We start from the raw sequence: 19,179 nt of genomic DNA on the forward strand, positions 1-19,179 counted from the left end.
TCACACAGGTCAGGGCCCTGCCTCCACCCGGCCTGGAAACCACACCCTGTCCGTTTCGTGACGTTACGCACTGACAGATGGTTAGTCCGCCCTTCAAGCTGATGTAGGAAGTCGGGGGTCGACTTTGAACCGGGAGTACGTCAGTGAGCGCCATGCCGATCGCCCTGTTGGTCACCACGGCCGCAACCGGCGCCGTGGGTGTCGCTGTCCTGCGCAGCATTCTGGTGCTGCGCCGACAGGTCGCGGCCCTGCACGCCGAGCTGGTCAAGGACCGCGCCGCCGCCACGCGCGCGCTCCTGCCCGCCGCCCGCTCCGCCCACGCCGACGAGATACGCGCGGCCGTGGCCGAGGCGCTCGCGGAGGAGCGGGAGCGGGAGCTCGCCGAGGCACGGGCGTTCTGGGCCGCCCAGGAGTCGCGTGACGTCTCCGACGCGCCGTCCCTGCTGGGCCTGTCCGACAGCGAGCTGTTCATGCCGCGGCAGGCCGACTTCGTGGGGCTGGAGCCGGTGACCGATCCGGGCGCCGACTCCGACGACTACGCCCCGAAGGACTTCGTCCAGGGCGTCACGCCCACCGAGTCCCCGGAACTGGCCGCGGCCCGCCGTCGGCACCCCTCGCACCCGGACTTCGTCCCGAACCCGTCGCCGGTCGTGAACGACCACGAGCGCACCGTCTCCACACTGGAGGAGCTGGCCTCCTCCGAGGTGGAACTGACCGACGTCCGCCCCGGCCCGCTGGGCACACTGGACGTCTACGTCTTCGCCGACGGCACCACGCTGTGCATGACGCCGGGGCACCGGGAGACCGCCGAACGGCTGGCCGCCGCCCTGCGCGAGGGCCGGAGCCCGTTCCTGCTGGGCGGTTCCGGCGTCTCGGGCGCGTACACGCTGACCTTCGCCTGCGGCGAGGAGAACGTCTACATCCTGGCGGACCGCGTCATCGCGTCCCTCTGAGCCGTCCGCTCCGGACTTGTCCGCTCCGGACTGCCGCCCGGTCCTTCTGCCCGGCACTCCGCCCGGGCCCTTCCCCGCGCCGGCGTGTACCCGGGCCGCTTTTGGCCCTACACCCCGGCGCGTTTCTGCGCCTCCTCCACGAGCCGCAGCGCCTCCGCGACCTCGTCCTCGTCCTCCAGGACGAGCGCCAGGTCGTGGCCGGCGACGGTGACCTGGTCGGCTGCGGCGAACATACCCGCGTCGGGCATCTCGCGGGGCTCGGTGCCCGGCTCCTCCACGCGCTGGGTCCACAACGCCAGTTCCCTGGCCAGGGCGAGCGCCTCGGCGGCGGCCCCCCGTTGCAGCCGGCTCTGCGGTGCGGCCCGCAGGCGGTCGGCGAAATGATCCACGGCACGGGTGAGAGGCGTCGTATCAACCACGCGGTGAGCGTACGCGGCACGACAGGACTGTTGCCAACGGACGAACGCTCAGGCACGGTGACCTGAAGGACCGGCTCACACCCTGCGCTGGAGGCGCCGATGTCCCAAGTCCTCTCCGAGGAGACCCACCGCAACATGCTCGCCCGCATCCCGCACTGCACCGGTCGTGAGGTGTCCGACTGGCTGCGCACCGTCGAGGAGGAGGGCCCGTCGCTCTTCCGCTTCGAGGAGAAGGTCAGCTGGCTCCGCCACGAGTACGACCTGGCGTACGGCCATGCCAAGGCGATCGTCCACGAGTACGACCTGAGAAGGGCCGCGCGCAATCTGCGCTGAGTCCGCACCCCGCCCACCGTCCACGGCCCATCCCGTCCGCACCACGGCGAAGGGCCCCGGGTGAACCCGGGGCCCTTGCCTGCGTACCTGCGGATCAGACGCGTCGAGCGCTGATCACCGAACGCTAGTCACTGCTGTTGAGGATCGCGATGATCCTCAGGAACTCCAGGTAGAGCCAGACCAGCGTCAGCGTGAGACCGAAGGCCGCGAGCCAGGCCTCCTCGCGCGGGGCACCGTAGGCGAGGCCGTCCTCGACCTGCTTGAAGTCCAGGGCGAGGAAGCAGGCACCCAGGATGATGCCGACGACACCGAAGATGATGCCGAGCGGGCCGCTGCGGAAGCCGAGGCCGTCACCGCCGCCGAACACCGCGAACAGCAGGTTCACGGCCATCAGCAGGATGAAGCCGAGCGCGGCCGCCATCACGAAGCCGTAGAAGCGGCGGTTGACGCGGATCCAGCCCGCCTTGTACGCCACCAGCACACCGGCGAAGACCGCCATGGTGCCGAGCACGGCCTGCATGGCCGCACCGTCGGCGATGCGGTTGTCGACGACGCTGGAGATGACGCCGAGGAAGACACCCTCGAACGCGGCGTACGTCAGGATCAGCGCGGGTGCCGCCTTGCGCTTGAAGGCCTGCACGAAGCCCAGCACCATGGCGATCAGCGCGGCGCCGATGCCGATGCCGTAGGACCGGCCGAGGTTGGCGTCGTCCACGGGCAGCAGGGCCCAGGCGAGCGCGGCGAAGACGATGAGCACGCCGAGCGTGGTGCCCGTGCGCATGACGACGTCGTCGATGGTCATCCGGTCGGCAGCGGCGGGCGCCTGCGGCGGCGCGCCGTGCTGCACGTCCTGCTGACCGTACGGGTTGTGCGCGTAGGGGTTCTGCGCGTACGGGTTGCCGGCGGGCTGCGCGTACGGGTTGCCCTGCGTGGCGACAGCGGGACCCCCGGCCTGCGGCGCGGTGTTGAAGCCCGCGTAGCCGTTGTCGCGGCTGAACCCCCGTCGCGAGAAGACCGGGTTTCTGCTCCTCATTTCACTCCTCCATGGCCACACAGCATGGCCTTGGGCTCAAGAGTAATGGGTAAGCAAAGGGATGACCCCGATGCTTGGGAAGGATCTTTCCCTCGTCGTGCTGCACAACACGCTACGCGACCACGTGATTCCCCTCACCGCGGGGACCGGATCATGACCGACCCGGAACCTGCCCGGAACCGGCCGGAGATCACACAGGATCCGGCCGTTCTGCCGCCGGAAGCGGTGGCGCGGGGAACGGGGCGGGAGGTGAACAGGAAGACGTCGGGGGAACCTGGCGGCGTTCGAGCAGATCGGCGGAAGAGAGGCCGTGGCGAGCGTTGCAGAACGGATGCTGTTGGTGATGCCCGGGGAGGGGCTCGTGCGGTCGGCCGTGGCCGCCGGGTTCGACCTGTGGGCGGTGGTGGGGGCGCGGGAGGCGCTGCCGGGCACGGTCCCCCTGGAGCGGCTGCTCGTCGCCGGTGCGGCCGGGGCCGTCGACGGGACCCTGCACGGCCTGCTGACCGGGCTCTTGCGGCGGTACGGCATCGGACAGCTGATGTGCGGGCCGGGGGCCGGGGAGGACGTCCGGGCCGTCGTACGGCGGGTGCGGCGGGAGCGGGACGGAATGCTGTGGCGGGACCCGGCCGCCGAGCGGCTGAAGGATCCGGTGGCGTTGCGGCGGCTGCTGCTCGAGGCGTCCTGGCCCCCGGTGCGGGCGGAGGAGGCCGACACGGTCGCCCGGAGCCGGGCCGCCGCTGAGCGGATCGGGCTGCCCGTCGTCATCAGGTCCCGTGGCGCCGGCGGCCGGTGGGGCGGGCCGGCCTTCGTGCGGGACGAGAAGGAGCTCGCCCTGTGGGCCGGGACCGCGGATGACGGTGCGCGACTCGTCGAGGAGCTGCTCCCCGGGCCCCGCTACCGGGTGGAGACGCTCTCGCTGGGCGGGATGCATCACGTGGTGAGCGTGGTGCGCAAGGGCGCGGGCCCGCCCGACGCGTCGGGCGAGGTGTCCCGGGTGCGGTCCTGTGTACGCGAACTCCTCGACCTCGCCGGGCTCTCCGAGGGCCCGCTGCGTACCGACACCGTGCTGACCCCGAACGGGCCGCGGGTGGCGGGGTGCGCCGACGGGGGGGTTCTGAACAGCGGTAACGCTCCCGCGCGGCGGAGGAACGAGAAGGGACCGGATCGGGAACCGCCGCCGGAAACATCGTCGGCGTCGAGGGCGGGCAACACTGCCGGCCACCGCCGACTACCCCTGGGGGATGGGAAACATGCGTACGAAGGCAGCGGCACTGATAGGGATTCACGCGACGCTGACCCTGGCGCTCGGACTGGGCTTCGCCGTGTCCGCCACGGACCTCCCGGCCGGGACCGCCGGCCACCGGGTGGTGGCCAGCGACGTCGGCCCGCACTAGGGGGTGTCCGGCGGATCGAGTCGGGGGCGATCGGCGGTGTCCGTCCGGCCGGGGCGGGTGGGGTCCGGTGCGTTCGGCCGCGAGGCGGAGGAGGGCGCCGACGCGATGGAGGTCCCTCCCTGCTCGAGCGGAACCGGGAGCCCGGAGGAGCCGGCGACCGGCGACAACGCCGCGGACGGGCGTGCCGGACCCCGCGTCTTCGGCATGATCCGCCGGACGGGCCCGGGGGCCTGTCCGCCTCTGGCGCGCGGCGCCGGCATGCGACCGCGGCGCAGCCCTTCGGGGACACCTTCGGGAAGGCGCCCCGCCCGGGTCATCGGGCGGGGCGCCTTCGTGCCGGGGACGCGGCACCGTCCGCGGATGGGTGTTCAGCGTTCCGCAGGGGGATGGGCCAGGCCCAGGCGGGTCAGCAGAGCGTGGGCGGCTGCCCGGTGGGTGCTCGCCAGCGGGTCGTCCAGTTCGCGTGCCGCGCTCGCCATGCCCGACAGCGCGTGCCACTCCTCGGCGCGCAGCCGGGCCTGCGTGGCGTTGCGATGGGCCTGCTCGTGCAGGGCGCGGGCCGTCTCGTGGGCGCCGGCGTGGAAGTGGAAGCGGGCGACGACGTTCTGGGTCTTGGCACGACGCAGCGGGGCGTCGGTCTCGTCGGCCAGGGTCAGGGCTCGGGCGGCGAAACCGTGGCCGGCCTCGGTGTCGCCGAGAAGCTGGGCGACCCGGGCGGACAGGGCGAGCAGCAGAGCCTTGTCGCCGGCCGGAACCCGTTCGTCGCACAGCGCGCGGGCCCGGGCGAGGCTCTCCTCGGCGGCGCTCGCGTCACCCAGGCCTACCTCGGCGAACGCGAGGTCCGTCAGGGACGTCACCTGGTTGTTGAGATAGCCGAGGCGCAGGGAGATCCCGGCGGCCTCCCGGGCGGCCTCCGCCGCTTCGGCATGGCGGCCGAGCTCCTCGTGGACGGTGCTGAGCGTGCACAGGACGTCCGCCTGATTGCGTTCGGCCCCCAGCTCCAGCGCCAGCGCCAGCGAGCGGCGCAGGTGGAAGAGGGCGGGTCCGTAGTCGGCGCCGGTGGCGTGCAGGATCCCCAGGACGCTGTCGGCGTGCGCCTCGGTGGGACGGTTACCGGCCTGCACGGCCGCCTCGCGGGCCTCCGTGACCGTCTCGATGCCTTCCTCCAGCAGGCCGAGCTTCCAGCAGGCCACGCCCAGGTTCGACAGGGCGCAGCTGAGCAGCCACAGGTCGCCGGTGCGGCGCGCGGCGGCCGCCGCGGTGCGGGCGACCTCCGCGTACTCGGTGAAGTGGCCGCGGGCGTTGAGGTGGAAGACCAGGTTGCGGGCGAGGACGGCGGTGTGCCGGTCGAGGCCGCGGCCGGAGCCCAGCGCGGTCGTCGCGATCAGGCCCTTGTGCTCCAGGGCGAACCAGCGGCGGGCGGCGGCCGCGTCGGCCAGCGGGGGCAGTTCTCCCTCGTACGGGGGCAGCTCCGTCGGGTGTTGCATGCGGCCCGGGAAGAGGATCTGGCACGCGGCCTCGGTCGCCGAGACGTAGTAGCCGAGAAGGCGTTCCACGACGGCCGCCGTCTCCTCCTCGGAGGTGGGCAGTTCGCGGGCGAAGCTGCGCACCAGGTCGTGGAAGGTGTACTGGCCGATGTCGGGCTGCTGGAGCAGGTGGACGTCCAGCAGGTGCTCCAGGAGGTCCTCCGCGTCGAACAGCTCCAGACCGAGCAGGGCGGCCGCCGCGTGGGGGTCGATGCGCGTGCCGGGGTGCATCGCCAGCAGCCGGAACGCGGTGCGGTGCCGCTCGGTCATCGCCAGGTAGGACAGGCGCAGGGTGGCCGCGACCCCCCGTTCGCCGGAGGTGAGCTCGACCATCCGGCGGGTCTCGTCGCGGAGCCGGTCGACCAGGTAGGCCAGCGTCCAGCGGGGCCGGTTGCGCAGCCGGGCCGTGGCGATCCGCAGAGCCAGCGGGAGATGGCCGCAGCGTTCGGTGAGTTCGGCGGCGGCGTCCGGCTCGGCGGCGACCCGGTCGGCGCCCAGCGTCTCGGCGACCAGCGCGGCGCTTTCCCCGGGCGGCAGCAGGCCGAGGGAGAGCCAGGACGCGCCGTCCAGGTCGACCAGCCGGGCCCGGCTGGTGATCAGCACCAGGCAGCCCGGGGCGGCGGTCAGCAGCGGGCGCAGCTGGGCGGCGTCGACGGCGTTGTCCAGCAGGAGCAGCATCCGCCGGCCGACGAGGGCGGACCGCCACAGCGCCGCGCGGCTCTGGAGGTCCGCCGGAATGCGCTCGCCCGGGATGCCGAGCATGCGCAGCAGGACGTCGAGCGCGCTCCCGGGGCGCATCGCTTCCTCACCCGGCGTGAAACCGCGCAGGTCGAGGTGGAGCTGGCCGTCGGGGTAGTCGCCGGCGAGCTGGTGCGCGGCGTGGACGGCGAGAGAGGTCTTGCCGGTTCCGCCCATCCCGTCGATGGCGATGATCCGGGCGCGGTTCTCCCGGGCGGAGGCGGTGGTGGCGAGCCCGACGATGCGGGTGAGTTCGGTACGCCGGCCGGTGAAGTCGGAGAGGTCGTAGGGGAGGGTGCAGGGGGCCTCCGGCGGCTGGGGGGAGGGAGGCGTGGGGGAGGGTGTGCCGGCGGGCACGGGGCTGGTGACGCCGGTTGCCCCGGCCGGCCCGCCGGCCTCGTGGGCCCCGGCGCGCGCGGCAGGCCCGGCGCTCCGGCCGCTCCCCGCGCTCCCGCTGTTCCCGGCGCCTTCCGCGCCCGCGGTCCCGCCGTGACCGTCCGTGTCTCCCGCGGTCCCGGCAGCCCCGGGAGACACGCTTTTGGCGCCCCCGGCAGCCCTCGCACGTCCGGCGGCTTCGCCCCGGCCCCAGGCCGGGGCACTCCCACGGCCGATCCACCGCAGTGACGGTTCGGCAGACGGTAACGCTCCCTGGTCCGCAAGGAGGTCCGTGCTGTCGCGCAGGATGTCCTCGTACAACTTGGCCAGGTGCGGGCCGGGGTCGACGCCGAGTTCCTCCACCAGGAGGGTGCGGACACGGCCGTACTCCTCCAGTGCCTCCGCCTGCCGTCCCGAGCGGTAGAGGGCGAGCATCAGCTGGCCGCGCAGGGGCTCGCGCAGCGGGTGGGCGGCGACGAGGTCCCGCAGGTCGGGGACGAGCGCCGTGCCGTCTCCGCGCGTCAACCTCAGCGTGAACAGCTGCTCGGCCGCGGTGATCCGGCGTTCCTCCAGGACCGCGGCGGCCGCTTCGATCACCGCTCCGCCGGTCTTGGCCAGGACGGGCCCGCGCCACAGGGTGAGCGCCGAGGTCAGTTCCCGTACGGCGTCGGTGACGCGGCCGGCGGACTCGGCGGAGGCGGCGGACCGCAGATGGGCGCCGAACTCCAGCAGGTCGAGCCGGACGCCGGTGAGCGCGGCACGGTAACCGGGGCCGTCGGTGACGATCACCTCGCTGCCGCCGGGAATGCGCCGGCGCAGATCGGCGACCGCCTTGCGGACCTGATGGCCGGCGGTGGCCGGCGGGTTCTCCTCCCAGGCCGCCTCGACCAGCCGGGACACCGGGACCAGCCGGCCCGGCTCGAGCAGCAGCATCGCCAGGACGCGTTCCTGGATGGTGCCGCTCAGCCTGAGCCTGGTTCCCTGCGACCAGCCCTCCAGCGGGCCGAGCAGCAGGAAGCACAGCCCCTGCGCGGGGGTCGCCCCGTCCGCCGGGCGTTCGCGGACCGACCCCGTGTCCGAATCGCCGGACGACGGGCGGAACGGACCGCCGTCCGTGGCTCTGTTCCCGCCGTTCCTCACATGCATGACTGTCATTCGGCTCCCCCGCCCCCATGCCCGTCCCCCGACCGGGGCTCCGGGCAAGCCGGATCATAAACGCTCGGCCGGGTGAGCGATACGGGGAGCGACGAAAGCGGCAGGAAGGGACAGGAAGGGGCAGCGGTACCGCACCGGGAGGGGAACGGGAACGGCCCACCGGAGTCTGCGGGGACCAGGCAGCAGACGGCGAGGACCCGCGGCGACCCCGCGGCGCACCGCCACTGATCCCCGAGGAGCGTGGGCGTGGGCAGACCGGAGAAGCCGTTGGCGCAGGACGCCGGACCGGCCACCGACTTCGCCCGGGAGCTGCGCCGGCTCCGGTCCGGGGCGGGCTCCCCCAGCTACCGGGAGCTGGCGAGGCGGGCACTGTTCTCCGCCTCGGTCCTCTCGGACGCGGCGGCCGGCTACCGGCTGCCGAGTCTTCAGGTGGCGCTCGCCTTCGCCGAGGCGTGCGGCGGGGAACGGGCCGTGTGGGAGCGGCGCTGGCTGGAGGCCGCACGGGAGGCGGGCAGCGAGGGCCGGCCGGCCGCCGGGGGCGTGCACCGGGTGCCGGAGGCGCGGGTGCGGGGCGCCGCCGTACGAGCGCTGCCGCCGACACCCGCCCAGCTCCCCATGGAGCCGCGGCCGCTGGCCGGCCGGACCCGGCTGCTGGGCCGGGCGCGGATGCTGACCGGTCCGGCCGGCAGGCCCGCCCCGCCGCTGCTGGTCCACGGCCAGACCGGCGTCGGCAAGTCGGCGTTCGCGCTGCGTCTGGCCGCCGAACTGGCGGCCGGCCTGCCGGACGGGCAGCTGTACGTGGACCTCGGCCCGGCCGCCGACGGCCGCAGGGACGCGGCCGGCATCGCGGGCGACCTGCTGCGGGCGCTCGGCGTCGAGCCGGAGCAGGTCCCCGACGACCCGGCGCAGCGCGTGGGCCTGTACCGGTCGGTGCTGCGTGAGCGGCGGCTGCTCGTGGTGTTCGACGGAGTGCGTCAGGAACGCCAGGTGCGCGAGCTGATGGTGGCCGCCCCGCACTGCCGGATCGTGCTGACCGCCCGGTCCCGGCTGCTCGGCCTGGACGGGATACGACGCCTCGCTCTGCCGGTACTGGACCGGGACGAGTCGATGGAGCTGCTTGCCTCGGTCCTCGGCCGAAAGCGGCTCGCTGCCGCCCCGCGGGCGGGTCTCGTGCTCGCCGAGGCCTGCGGTGACCTGCCGCTCGCCCTCACCCTCGCCGGGCGCCGGCTGGCGGCCCGCCCGGCGGCCCTGCTCACCGAGGCGATCACCGAACTGGTCGCCGGGGAAAAGATGTTCGCCCGACTGCGGGTCGGCGACGAGAACCTCGCCGAGCGCTACGACGACGCCCGCCTCCGGCTCACCCCGCAGGCCCGTCTCGTGCTGCGCCGGTTCGCGGCGACCCGGACCGCGCCGTCCGTGGACACGATGGCCCACGCGTCCGTGACCGCGCTCGCCCGCTCCCTGGAACGGGACGCGGACACCGTCGAGGACCTCCTCGACGAACTCGTCGACGCCGGGCTGCTGGAGCGGACGGACGTGGCCGGGCGGTACGGACTCCCGCCGCTGGTGAGTCAGTTCGCACGTGCACAGGCGGATCCGACGGTGCACGAACCCGTACCCGGTACCGCGCGGTGCCGTTCCCATGCCCTGACAGGAGACACCCGAGGATGACCGACACCATCACCGACCGCACCACCCCCACCGCCCCCACCAGCCCGGTGACCGCCCTCGCCGAGGAAACCGTCGGGCTCATCGCCGCCGAGGACCCGCTGGACGACGCCCTGGAAGGGTGCCCCGAAACCGTCGGACGGCTCGCCGATCCCTCCGAGGAGGCGCAGTCCGCGTTGCGGGAGCGAGCGTCGGTGCTGGCCCGGCGGGCGCGGCAGGCGCCGGTCTCGGACGCCGGGGAGGAGGTGACCCGGGCCGTGGTCGTCCAGCAGGCGTCGGCCGTCGCCGGCCGGCTCGGGGCCCGGCTGATCGAGCACACCGTCGCCGACTACCAGACCTCGCCGGTCGGCCGGCTCCTCGGTTCCCTGCCCGAGGTGCGTCCGGCGGGCGGTGCACAGGAGCGCGGGCACCTGGAGCGGCTCGCGGGTGTCCCGGAGTACCTGGAGCGTGCGGCAGCGCGGCACCGCGCGGGGACGGCCGCCGGGCGGCTGCCGGTCGCCGAACGGGTCCGTACGGCCGTCGCCCGGCTCGACTCCTACCTCGCCGACCCGGCCGGTGACCCGCTGCGCGCCGTACCGCTCGCGAAGCGGCACCACGCCGAGCGGGACCGGTTGGTCGACGAGCGGGTGCGGCCGGCGTTCGCCGCCTACCGGGAGGTGCTCGCCACCGAAATCGCCCCCCACGGGCGGCCGCAGGAGCGGCCCGGCCTGTGCCATCTGCCGGACGGCGAGGAGCACTACGCCACGCTCGCCCGCGTCCACACCACCACCGACCGGTCCCCCGAAGAACTGCACGACGTGGGCGTGGAGTTGCTGGCCCACATCGAAGAGGAGTACGCGCGGGTGGGGGCGCAGGCGTTCGGGGGCTCGCCGACCGCGGCAGAGGTGCGCGAACGGCTGCGGTCCGACGCCCGGTTGCGGTGGAGCGGTGCCGACGAGATGCTCTCGGCCGCCCGTACGGCCGTGGCGCGGGCCGAACTGGCCGCGCCCCGCCGGTTCGGGCGGCTGCCGGCGGCCGCCTGTGTGCTGGACGGCAGGGAGGTGCCGGGGGCGCCGCAGGCCTGGTACATGCCGGCCGCCGCGGACGGGTCGCGTCCGGGTACCTACCACGCCAACACCGAGCGGGTGACCGAGCGTTCGCGGGTGCTCGCCGAGGCCACCGCGTTCCACGAGGCGGTGCCCGGCCACCATGTGCAGCTCTCCCTCGCGCAGGGGCTGACCGGGCTGCCCCGGCTGCGGCGGATCGCGTGGATCAACGCCTACATCGAGGGCTGGGGCCTGTACGCGGAACGCCTCGCCGACGAGATGGGCCTGTACTCGGGGCCGTTGGCCCGGCTCGGCATGCTCGCGATGGACTCGCTGCGGGCCGCCCGGCTGGTCGTCGACACCGGGCTGCACCACTTCGGCTGGAGCCGCGAGCGGGCCGTCGGCTTCCTGCGCGAGCACACCGTCCTGGCCGACGTCGAGATCCGCAACGAGACCGACCGGTACATCGAGTGGCCCGGACAGGCCCTGTCGTACATGACGGGACGCCTCGAGATCCAGCGCCTGCGTTCCCGTGCCGCGCGGGAGCTGGGCTCCGGCTTCGACGTCCGCGCCTTCCACGACCTGGTGCTCGGCAACGGCTCGCTTCCCCTGGACGTACTGGACCTGGTGGTCGCCCGCTGGACCGCGACCCGCTGAGCGTTCCCCGCGTACCGGTGAAGGGGGGCCGGCGACCGGCCCCCCTCTCCCCTCCGGCTCTCCGCCGCTGCTCTCAGCCGCTGAACAGCCCGTTCATCTGGAAGAAGTCCAGCGAGCCGTCCAGCGAGTCGTAAGTGCCCGACTCCAGCAGTTCGAGCGTGGCGCGGCGGGCCGCCGTGTACGCGGCCTGGGCCACGCCCGTGCCGACGCTCACCCTGCGGACGCCCGCCTTGGCCAGTTCGGCGACGCCGGGGCCGCCGGGGCCCGCCATGACGTTGACCGGGAGCGGGGAGCGCGCGGACAGGTCGGTGAGGACGTCCAGGTCGAGCAGGCCGGGGACGAAGACGCCGTCGGCGCCCGCCTCGGCATAGGCGGCGGCACGGGCCAGGACGTCGTCCAGGCGGCCGGACTCCTCACCGATGCCGAAGAGGTACACGTCCGTACGGGCGTTGATCACCAGCTCGGGCAGGCCGGCCTCGGTGGCGGCGGTGCGGGCGGCGGTGATGCGCTCGGCCTGCTCCTCGGGCGTGAACAGCGGGCCGCCCGCGGCCTTGGAGTCCTCCAGATTGATGCCGACGGCACCGGCTGCGACCACCGCGGCGACCGTCCTGGCGACCTCGGCCGGGGCCGCTCCGTAGCCGGACTCGACGTCGACCGTCACCGGCACGTCCACGGCGGCGGCGATACGCGCGGCGGCGGTGAGCATCTCGTCACGGGTGGCCTGCTCACCGTCGCCCCTGCCGAGGGACCAGGCCACACCGCCACTGGTGGTGGCGACGGCCGGGGCGCCCGCGGCGGCCATCACGGCCGCGCTGCCCGCGTCCCAGGCGTTCGGCAGCACGAGGACCGTGTCGGTGCCGAGCGTACGCAGCCGCTGGGCCTTGTCCTTGGCGCTCTGGTCAACTGTCATGAGTTCTGCGTTCCTTTCACAGGGCGGGGCAGGTGCGGACGATCGTCACACGCCTGGGGGGAAGAGGGTCGGGATTCGGACGGACCCAACGGTGGTCAGGAGGACCCGCGGCGGGTGATCGTCACGTACAGGTGTTCGTCGAGGACCTTCGGCAGGGTGACGGCGGGCCGTCCCAGGGCGGCCGCCAGTGTGTCGGCGCTCAGGCCGCTCTCGGCGAGGACCTCCCGCGCCCAGGCCCGGCCCGTACGCAAGTGGCGGGCGAAGGCGGCGCCGTCGCGGGCGCCGTACAGCTCGACGGCGATGGCCGCGTCCCAGGGCATGACGGTGTGCGGCCGCAACGCGTACAGCGCTTTCGCGGCGGCGGTCGGGCCGAGGGTGCGGGGGCGGGGCGGAGACTTGGCCGGAAGACGGGCGAGGTCGTCGTAGGCCGTGGCCAGGACGTCGATTCCGGGGTCGGTGAGCTCGGCGAGCGGGGTGTCCGGCAGGGGGTGTGCGACGGCCCAGGCCGCGAGGGCCTCCCCGAGGACGTACGGCTCACCCTCGCGCGGGTGAGGGAGCCTGCAGCCCCAGGAGTTGAGCCAGCGATGCAGGGCCGCGCGGTGGGCGGGGTCGGTCGGGTCGGGGCCCGGGGCGGTCAGCGCGCGCAGCTCCAGCCAGGTGCGGTCGACTCCCGGGTAGGCGGCGAACACCTCCGCGGAGGCGCGCAGTCGCGCGAGCCCCAGCGGCGGGACCGGAGGGTCGGGGTCGGGGCCGAGGTGGGCGCGGGCGAGTCGCGCGGGGACGCACATGCGCCAGGCCTCGGTGACCAGTTCCGTCAGTTCCGGCAGGTCCAGGCCACTCAGCGTCGCCCGGGCCCAGTGGTACCGGAGGTCGGCGTCGCGGGGCATCGAGAACTTCTCCGGGTCCGAGGCCACCAGGGCCGCACGCTCCTCCTTGGGGAACGCGAAGCCCAGGGTGGTCTCGTCACGGGACAGCGCGAGGTACACGATCCGGCCGATGCGGAACTTCACCCGGTCCCGGATCAGATGCTCCTCGGTGCGCGGCAGCGCCAGCGCCAGGCGCCGTACGTCTGCGACGGTGGGCATGTCCTGCCCGTCCTTCCTCCTGTGGGCGGTCCGGCCGGCGCGGTCACGCGCGCGCCGGCCGCACCTTCAGTTCGATCGTCTCCAGCGCCCGTACGGCCGCCGCACGCGCCTCGGCGCCGGTGGCGGCCTCCGTGACGGCCGAGCCGACACGGTCCCAGGAACTGCGCAGCTCGCGCACCTCGGCGCCGGGCTCCACGCTCACCGAGCACGCCTCGACGCCGGGCAGCTCCCGCGCCGCCTCGACGCCGGTGACGGACTCGACGACACCGGCCTCCCCGGTGTGCAGGAAGCGGACCGCGGCGGCGCCGGGCGCCTTCGCCGGGAGGTCCGCGGTCAGGGGTTCGCCCTTCATCAGCGTCCAGTAGTCGCGGACGAGGTCGACGCGGTACGCGCGGTCGATGAGGTCGACGATGCCGTCGCCCGGGAAGCGGCCCGCGCACTCGACCAGGTAGGGGCGGCCGTCCTCGACGATCCACTCGCAGTGGACGGTTCCGGTGCCGAAGCCGACGGACCTCAGCAGGCGCTCGGTCTCGGCGCGCAGCAGCGCGTCCAGCTCGCCGGGGATGTCGGCGGGAACCAGGTGGCCCAGCTCGATCGGGCGGGCGCCGGGGTAGAGGTCCTTGCCGGTGACGTTGCCGAACAGGACCCGGCCGCGCTCGACGAGCATCTCCACGCTGTACTCCCGGCCCCGCACGCACCGCTCGACGAGCATGCGCAGCTCGAAGCCCCGGTCGGTCTCCATGACGCCCTCGTCCATGGCGGTGGTCTCCGCCCAGGCCTCGTCGGTCTCGTCGGCGGAGGCCAGGACGCGGGTGCCGAGGGCGGCCTGGCGGTTGGCGGGTTTGAGGACGGCCGGGCCGGGGTGGGCGGCCATGAAGGCGCGGACCTCGTCCGGCGAGGCGACCTCCACCGACTCGGGGTTGAGGATGCCGGCGGCGGCGCTGACCTTGCGCAGCAGGGCCTTGTCGCGCAGGATCCGCAGGGCGCCGTAGCCGCCGGTGGGCAGCCCGTAGCGCTCGGCGAGACGGGCGGCGAACGGGGTGGCGTACTCCTGGAGCGGGGCGATCGCGGCCGGGTCGAGGTCGGGGTGGGTGTTGTAGAACGCGTCGGCGGCGCCTTCGAGCCGGTACTCCCAGGCGACCAGTTCGCGGACCACCGGAGCCTCGTCGGTCTGGGGCCGCAACCCGCGGTTGCGGATGACGTCTGGTTCCTCGACGACGATCACGGAGCCCTCGGGCTGGAACTGGGCCAGCGAGGTCACCGCCACCGCCACGTAGCCGACCATGATCACGGGGCGTTCGGTCATGTCATTCACTCCTGGGTTCGGACGAGGTCGGCGCGGATCTGGGCGGCGAGTTCCTCGGCGGTGGACATCGTGTCCTCGAAGGACGTGCCCCTCACGCCGAGGAAGCCGAGGATGCTGTTGCCCTCCGGCGGGCGGCGGACCAGGTCGCCCGGCTTCGCGGTGAGTTTGAGGAAGAGCAGGTCGTCCCGGCCGGTCACCTCGTCGGGGACGTGGACGTCGCCGATCCGGCCGGAGGAGGGCGGCAGCAGGCACAGGGCGGCCGTGTGCACGGCGGTCGGCGCGTAGTGCCCGACCCGCGGGCGGATCCCGCGGGCCACGTCGGCGACGGCCGCGATCGGGTCGTAGCCGGCGGAGACACGGGCCATGTGGTCCAGACCGCCGCCCCCGGGGCGTACGGCGATCTCCACCAGGTGCGGGCGCCCGTCGTGGAAACGGACCTCGGCGTGCATCACGCTGCGGACCAGGCCCTGGGCGCGGGCGCCCGCCGCGACGACCTCGTGGACGGCCTCGATCCGCTCCGGGGTGAGCGCGGTGGGGGCGTGGTGGACGTCGTCGTCGAACGTGTCGCCCTCGGCGGTGACCCGGTCGACGATCGAGCCGAGGTACACCTCGTCGTCCCAGACCAGCGCCTCGATGAGGAACTCGTCGCCGTCGAGGAAGGACTCCACCAGCAGCCCGTGCGGACCGAGGTCGAGGCCGTCGGCCTCCATGGCGTACCAGGACAGCTCGGTCAGCCCCCGGGCGGCCTGGGCGCAGCGCTCGCGCAGCTCGGCCTCGTCGTCGGCACGGAAGACGTAGTGGGAGGCGGCGCCCAGGGTCGGCTTCACGATCACCGGGTAGCCGAACTCCTCCGCGGCGGCCAGAGCCTGGTCCTCGTCGGTGACGAACCGGAAGGACGGGTGGGCGGCGTCGCCGCGTTCGTGGGCCTGGCGCATCAGCAGCTTGTTCCGGCTGGCGCGGGCGGCCTCCAGGCCGATGCCGGGCAGTCCGAGGGCCTCGGCGAGGGCGGCGACCGCGAGGACGGCGGACTCGGAGAAGGTGATGACGCCCTCGAACCGTTCCTCGGCGTGCCACTCCTTGGCCACGGCGATCAGGTCCGTCACGGCCCGCGAGCCGGCGACGCGGTAGCGGTCGGCGGGCCAGAAGTCGTCGGTGCCCTCACCGTTGAGGACGTACAGGTCGGCGCCCAGGCCGACGACCTGTTGGTAGCGGGAGACGTAGTAGGTGGCGTTCTGCCGGGCTTCGATCGCCAGCAGCTTCATGGCGTTCCTTTCAGCGGGGTCACGGGGAGGCGTCGAGGGGTGCGGTGTCCAGGGCCGTCAGGCCGGTCGGCTCGCAGGTGCGGCCGAGGACGCGGTCGGCGAGGGTACGGGCGATCAGCGGTGCGAACTTGAACGAGGAACCGCCGCAGGCCGCGTAGGCATGGGCCGAGCCGCCGAGGGAGACCACGAGCGGGCCGCCGGTCCCGGAGTGCGACAGGTAGTAGCAGTCCTTGCTGCCGAGCACCCAGGACGGGGAGAAGCCCGGCAGCAGGTCGCCGAACTCGGCCGCCAGCTCACGCTGGTACTCCTCGGGCGTGCGGTGGTCGGTGATGGCGCCGACCTCGCGGCACAGGGCGGCGGAGGTCACCTTGAGGGCGGTGCCGGCGACGGGCGGGATCAGCCAGGCACCCCGCCGCGTGCCCAGCGCCGGGATCGCCGGCGTGGCCGCCCACGCCTCCGCCTGTTCCCCGGGTGCCCTGCAGTACAGCAGCGACTGCCGGTGCAGGGTGAGCGTCTTCGCCACCCGGTCGGGCAGCAGCCCCCGTGCCCACGGCCCTACGGCGACCAGGACGCCGTCGGCGTCGAGGACCCGCCCGTCCGCGAACCGGACCTGCCCGCGCTCTCCGTCCACCGCGACCACCGGCCGGTGCTCGACGAGGTCGATGCCGGGCTGCCACTTCAGCCAGCCCACGGAGGCGGCGAGCACGCGCTCGGCGAGCAGCACCCCGGCCTCCTCCTCCAGGACGCCGGCCAGGGCGCCGTCGAGGGAGAGGTGCGGGTAGCGGCCGGCGAGCGCGGCGGGGGTGAGCGTGCGGGCGTGCCCGCCGGCGCCGGTGACCAGGAGCGCGCCCGCGTCCGCCGCGGCGGACGGGAGCACGGTGAGCGCGCCGACCCGCTCGTAGAAGCGGGTGGCGAACAGCTCCTCCAGGTCCAGCCAGCGCCGGTGGGCGCGCAGCGCGGCCGCGGTGGCGTGCGGGTCGGCCGGGTGCAGGGCCCGGATGATGCGGTGCTGGTCGAAGGAGGTGGCCCGGCTGTACGGAATGGGCCCCTGGTCGACGACCGTGACCCGGTGTCCGGCGAGGGCGCACTCCACGGTTGTCAGCAGGGCGATCACGCCGCCACCCACCACGGTGACACGCATCGGGCGCCTCCTTTCGCTGGTCGGGCAGGGGGTTGGGGCCGGCGGGGACACCGGCGGGGACCGGCCCCGCACGGGCCGGGCACGCACGGGCCGGGCACGCACGGGCCGGGCACGCACGGGCCGGGCACGCACGGGCTCGCGAGCCCGCACGGGACCGCGAGCCCGGACGGGTTCGGTCACCGGTCGGCCACGGAGGTCAGCCGAGCGTCGGGACGGTGAACGGCCTGGTCGTCCGCTCCGTCGGCGCCACGGCGAACGTGCCGTCGAAACCACCCTCGGGGCGGGCCCGTTCGGCGAGGTCGATGAGGATCGGCGAGGCCGCGGCGAGCAGGGTGCGCACCTCCGCGAACAGGTCGCCGAGCTCGGTGGTGGACGCCTCTTTGGTGGCCGGGTCCAAACCGGCCGGCAGGGCCTCGGCCCGGCCCAGGAGGCGCTCGGTGTGCAGGGGGATCAGGTCGGCCGTACGGCTGAGGCTGTATCCGGACAGGCGGTAGCCGGCCGCGAACCGCTCGGCCATCGCCGCCCGGCGGGCGTTCGCCGCCTCGGACACCGGCAGGTCGCGGCCCGTCAGGCCGAGCTCCGCGACCGCCTTGCCGAGCAGGCCGGCCAGCCGGTTCCACGGCTCGACCAGACGCTCGCCGGTGATCTTCTCCAGGGCGGCCCGGGAGAAGTTGGTGCGGGCGTGCTCGGGGGCGGTGAGGGCGAGGTGGAAGCGGACCAGGTCGCGCGGAACCTCGCGGACCAGGTCGCGGGTCCACACCACGTGGCCCTTGCTGGTGGAGAACTTCTCGTTCTCCAGCTCGTAGAACTCGTTGCAGACGATGGCGTCCGGGACGACGTACCGGCCCTCGTGGGCGAGCAGCAGCGCCAGATGGGTCAGGCCCCAGAAGTAGGCGTTGTCGAAGCCGAGGAAGTAGACGAGCCGGATGTCGTTGTGGGCCAGCCACAGTTCGTCGTCGCTCGACGGCTGTTCGCCGTGGGCCCGCTGGGCCACAGCCGTGCAGTACATGGAGGCCGGCATGCCCTCCGCCCAGGCGTTGAGCACCTGACCCGGCGTTTCCGGGAACGGCGCGGGAATGCCCCAGCCCGTCGGGTACGTGATCGGGAAGTCCGGCAGCGGGCGGGCCAGCACCTCTCGCATCAGCTGCACGATGTGCGGCCGCCAGGTGGCCTGCTTGGCCTCGTGGAAGGCGGTGAGCCGCTCGCGGTACTCCTCCAGCGGCAGGACGAGGATGTCGGCCTCGCGGTAGGTGACCTCGGCGTCCGGGTCGATCGTGGAACGCGGGCCGGTCAGCTCGGTGAAGTTGTTGGGGTGCCCGCAGCTCTCGCACAGCCCGCCCCGGCTGACCGCCAGGCAGACCGGGCAGCCGCCGCTGACCAGACCCTCCATCAGGAACTCCCCGGTGGCCTCGACGTACGGCAGCCGCACCGTGCGGAGCTTGAACCTGCCGGCCTCGTGCAGCCGGGTCAGGAAGTCCAGGGCCATGGCGCGGTAGCCGTCGTCGAAGGGGGCGAAGCCGTCGACGGAGATGCCCATCAGGCCGAGCGTCTCGCGGATGTCGTGCCAGGACTTCTCGGCGAGTGCCCGCGGACCGGTGCCCAGCTTGGCGGCGCTGGAGACGACGTACGTCTGGCTGTCGTCGGTGCCCGTCGTGTACAGCACCGGCTGCCCGGTGGCCCGCAGATAGCGGGCGTGGACGTCGGCCGCCATGTACGGGCCGGCGATGTGGCCGACGTGCAGGTCGCCGTTGGGGGTGGGGGGCGGGCCGATGACGACCGTGCGCCGCTGGTCCGTGCTCATCGTTTCACGCCTCCGGTGTCGTGCGGCGTGCGGTGAAGCGCTCGGCCATCTCGGCGTCCCACCAGACGCTGTACATCTCGAAGTCGGCGTCGGAGTCGTTGACGACGCGGTGCTCGTGGTGGGGCGGGAAGTGCACGATGTCGCCGGCGTGGAACGGCACGCGCTCGCCGCCGGACTCCAGGAACGCCTCACCGCGCAGGGCGATGAAGATCTCGTACTCGTGGTGGGCGTGCGGGGTGGACGCGGTGCCGGGGCGGACGACGCACCAGGAGCCCTCGAAGGGCGCGTTCAGCTCGGGCCAGGGAAGCAGGCGTTGTGCGTCGAGGCCGTTCTCGTGGGTGAGGCCGGCGCGGTCGAGGTTCTTGATCAGCACAGGGTGTTCCTTCTGCTGGGAGCGA

Annotated in this window: 15 protein-coding genes; 5 read left to right on the top strand and 10 right to left on the bottom strand. The window is 73.9% G+C overall.

Features of this window, described 5'->3' with window-relative positions:
- Positions 1–143: 143 nt before the first annotated feature.
- Positions 144–953 (top strand): hypothetical protein, encoded by an 810-nt coding sequence (locus ACWZEH_RS13545; RefSeq protein WP_456198438.1) that lies wholly within the window; start codon positions 144–146, stop codon positions 951–953.
- Positions 954–1,060: 107 nt separating this feature from the next.
- Here ACWZEH_RS13545 and ACWZEH_RS13550 read toward each other — a convergent pair whose 3' ends face one another.
- On the bottom strand, positions 1,061–1,372 hold the full coding sequence (locus tag ACWZEH_RS13550) for a hypothetical protein (protein ID WP_176726225.1): 312 nt from the start codon (positions 1,370–1,372) through the stop codon (positions 1,061–1,063).
- Between the two features lie 99 nt (positions 1,373–1,471).
- Between ACWZEH_RS13550 and ACWZEH_RS13555 the strand changes: the two genes are divergently transcribed.
- A complete protein-coding gene (locus ACWZEH_RS13555) occupies positions 1,472–1,705 on the top strand; it encodes a DUF4287 domain-containing protein (RefSeq protein ID WP_055573748.1) in 234 nt (77 codons plus the stop codon).
- 124 nt (positions 1,706–1,829) lie between these two features.
- Here ACWZEH_RS13555 and ACWZEH_RS13560 read toward each other — a convergent pair whose 3' ends face one another.
- Positions 1,830–2,738, bottom strand: coding sequence for a Bax inhibitor-1/YccA family protein (locus ACWZEH_RS13560; RefSeq protein WP_456198440.1), 909 nt, complete (start codon positions 2,736–2,738; stop codon positions 1,830–1,832).
- 1,250 nt (positions 2,739–3,988) lie between these two features.
- Between ACWZEH_RS13560 and ACWZEH_RS13565 the strand changes: the two genes are divergently transcribed.
- Positions 3,989–4,132, top strand: coding sequence for a hypothetical protein (locus ACWZEH_RS13565; RefSeq protein WP_456198442.1), 144 nt, complete (start codon positions 3,989–3,991; stop codon positions 4,130–4,132).
- 368 nt (positions 4,133–4,500) lie between these two features.
- On the opposite strand, the gene ACWZEH_RS13570 is transcribed toward ACWZEH_RS13565, so the two are convergent.
- Positions 4,501–7,926, bottom strand: coding sequence for an AfsR/SARP family transcriptional regulator (locus tag ACWZEH_RS13570; protein ID WP_456198444.1), 3,426 nt, complete (start codon positions 7,924–7,926; stop codon positions 4,501–4,503).
- Positions 7,927–8,172: 246 nt separating this feature from the next.
- Here ACWZEH_RS13570 and ACWZEH_RS13575 point away from each other — a divergent pair, with 246 nt between their 5' ends.
- Positions 8,173–9,597 carry an NB-ARC domain-containing protein gene (locus ACWZEH_RS13575; protein ID WP_456198445.1) on the top strand — a complete coding sequence of 475 codons (1,425 nt, stop codon included), beginning with the start codon at positions 8,173–8,175 and terminating at the stop codon, positions 9,595–9,597.
- Positions 9,594–11,276 carry a DUF885 domain-containing protein gene (locus ACWZEH_RS13580; protein ID WP_456198447.1) on the top strand — a complete coding sequence of 561 codons (1,683 nt, stop codon included), beginning with the start codon at positions 9,594–9,596 and terminating at the stop codon, positions 11,274–11,276. The genes ACWZEH_RS13575 and ACWZEH_RS13580 overlap by 4 nt, the downstream gene beginning before the upstream one ends.
- Positions 11,277–11,349: 73 nt before the next feature.
- Here ACWZEH_RS13580 and ACWZEH_RS13585 read toward each other — a convergent pair whose 3' ends face one another.
- The 7 genes from ACWZEH_RS13585 to ACWZEH_RS13615 all read right to left on the bottom strand — a co-directional run bounded on the left by ACWZEH_RS13585 (position 11,350) and on the right by ACWZEH_RS13615 (position 19,154).
- Positions 11,350–12,186, bottom strand: a complete 837-nt coding sequence (locus ACWZEH_RS13585; RefSeq protein WP_456198449.1) for an isocitrate lyase/PEP mutase family protein — start codon at positions 12,184–12,186, stop codon at positions 11,350–11,352.
- 95 nt (positions 12,187–12,281) lie between these two features.
- Positions 12,282–13,271, bottom strand: coding sequence for an MmcQ/YjbR family DNA-binding protein (locus ACWZEH_RS13590; protein ID WP_456198451.1), 990 nt, complete (start codon positions 13,269–13,271; stop codon positions 12,282–12,284).
- Positions 13,272–13,314: 43 nt separating this feature from the next.
- Complete coding sequence (locus ACWZEH_RS13595; protein WP_456198453.1) at positions 13,315–14,577, bottom strand: ATP-grasp domain-containing protein; 1,263 nt, start codon at positions 14,575–14,577, stop codon at positions 13,315–13,317.
- A 5-nt stretch (positions 14,578–14,582) separates the two neighbouring features.
- Positions 14,583–15,839 (bottom strand): ATP-grasp domain-containing protein, encoded by a 1,257-nt coding sequence (locus tag ACWZEH_RS13600; RefSeq protein ID WP_456198455.1) that lies wholly within the window; start codon positions 15,837–15,839, stop codon positions 14,583–14,585.
- A gap of 19 nt (positions 15,840–15,858) precedes the next feature.
- Complete coding sequence (locus ACWZEH_RS13605; protein ID WP_456198457.1) at positions 15,859–16,980, bottom strand: NAD(P)/FAD-dependent oxidoreductase; 1,122 nt, start codon at positions 16,978–16,980, stop codon at positions 15,859–15,861.
- Between the two features lie 196 nt (positions 16,981–17,176).
- Entirely contained in the window at positions 17,177–18,781 is a 1,605-nt protein-coding gene (locus ACWZEH_RS13610) for a class I tRNA ligase family protein (protein WP_456198459.1), read from the bottom strand.
- Positions 18,782–18,785: 4 nt separating this feature from the next.
- Positions 18,786–19,154, bottom strand: coding sequence for a cupin domain-containing protein (locus ACWZEH_RS13615; protein ID WP_456198460.1), 369 nt, complete (start codon positions 19,152–19,154; stop codon positions 18,786–18,788).
- Between the last annotated feature and the right edge of the window lie 25 nt (positions 19,155–19,179).

The organism is Streptomyces yamdrokensis (genome assembly GCF_053890455.1).

Bases quoted from the DNA above. Each gene is read 5' to 3' on its own strand.
- ACWZEH_RS13555 (WP_055573748.1), top strand. From the start codon at position 1,472: ATGTCCCAAGTCCTCTCCGAGGAGACCCACCGCAACATGCTCGCCCGC.
- ACWZEH_RS13560 (WP_456198440.1), bottom strand. From the start codon at position 2,738: ATGAGGAGCAGAAACCCGGTCTTCTCGCGACGGGGGTTCAGCCGCGAC.
- ACWZEH_RS13565 (WP_456198442.1), top strand. From the start codon at position 3,989: ATGCGTACGAAGGCAGCGGCACTGATAGGGATTCACGCGACGCTGACC.
- ACWZEH_RS13570 (WP_456198444.1), bottom strand. From the start codon at position 7,926: ATGACAGTCATGCATGTGAGGAACGGCGGGAACAGAGCCACGGACGGC.
- ACWZEH_RS13580 (WP_456198447.1), top strand. From the start codon at position 9,594: ATGACCGACACCATCACCGACCGCACCACCCCCACCGCCCCCACCAGC.
- ACWZEH_RS13585 (WP_456198449.1), bottom strand. From the start codon at position 12,186: ATGACAGTTGACCAGAGCGCCAAGGACAAGGCCCAGCGGCTGCGTACG.
- ACWZEH_RS13590 (WP_456198451.1), bottom strand. From the start codon at position 13,271: ATGCCCACCGTCGCAGACGTACGGCGCCTGGCGCTGGCGCTGCCGCGC.
- ACWZEH_RS13595 (WP_456198453.1), bottom strand. From the start codon at position 14,577: ATGACCGAACGCCCCGTGATCATGGTCGGCTACGTGGCGGTGGCGGTG.
- ACWZEH_RS13600 (WP_456198455.1), bottom strand. From the start codon at position 15,839: ATGAAGCTGCTGGCGATCGAAGCCCGGCAGAACGCCACCTACTACGTC.
- ACWZEH_RS13605 (WP_456198457.1), bottom strand. From the start codon at position 16,980: ATGCGTGTCACCGTGGTGGGTGGCGGCGTGATCGCCCTGCTGACAACC.
- ACWZEH_RS13610 (WP_456198459.1), bottom strand. From the start codon at position 18,781: ATGAGCACGGACCAGCGGCGCACGGTCGTCATCGGCCCGCCCCCCACC.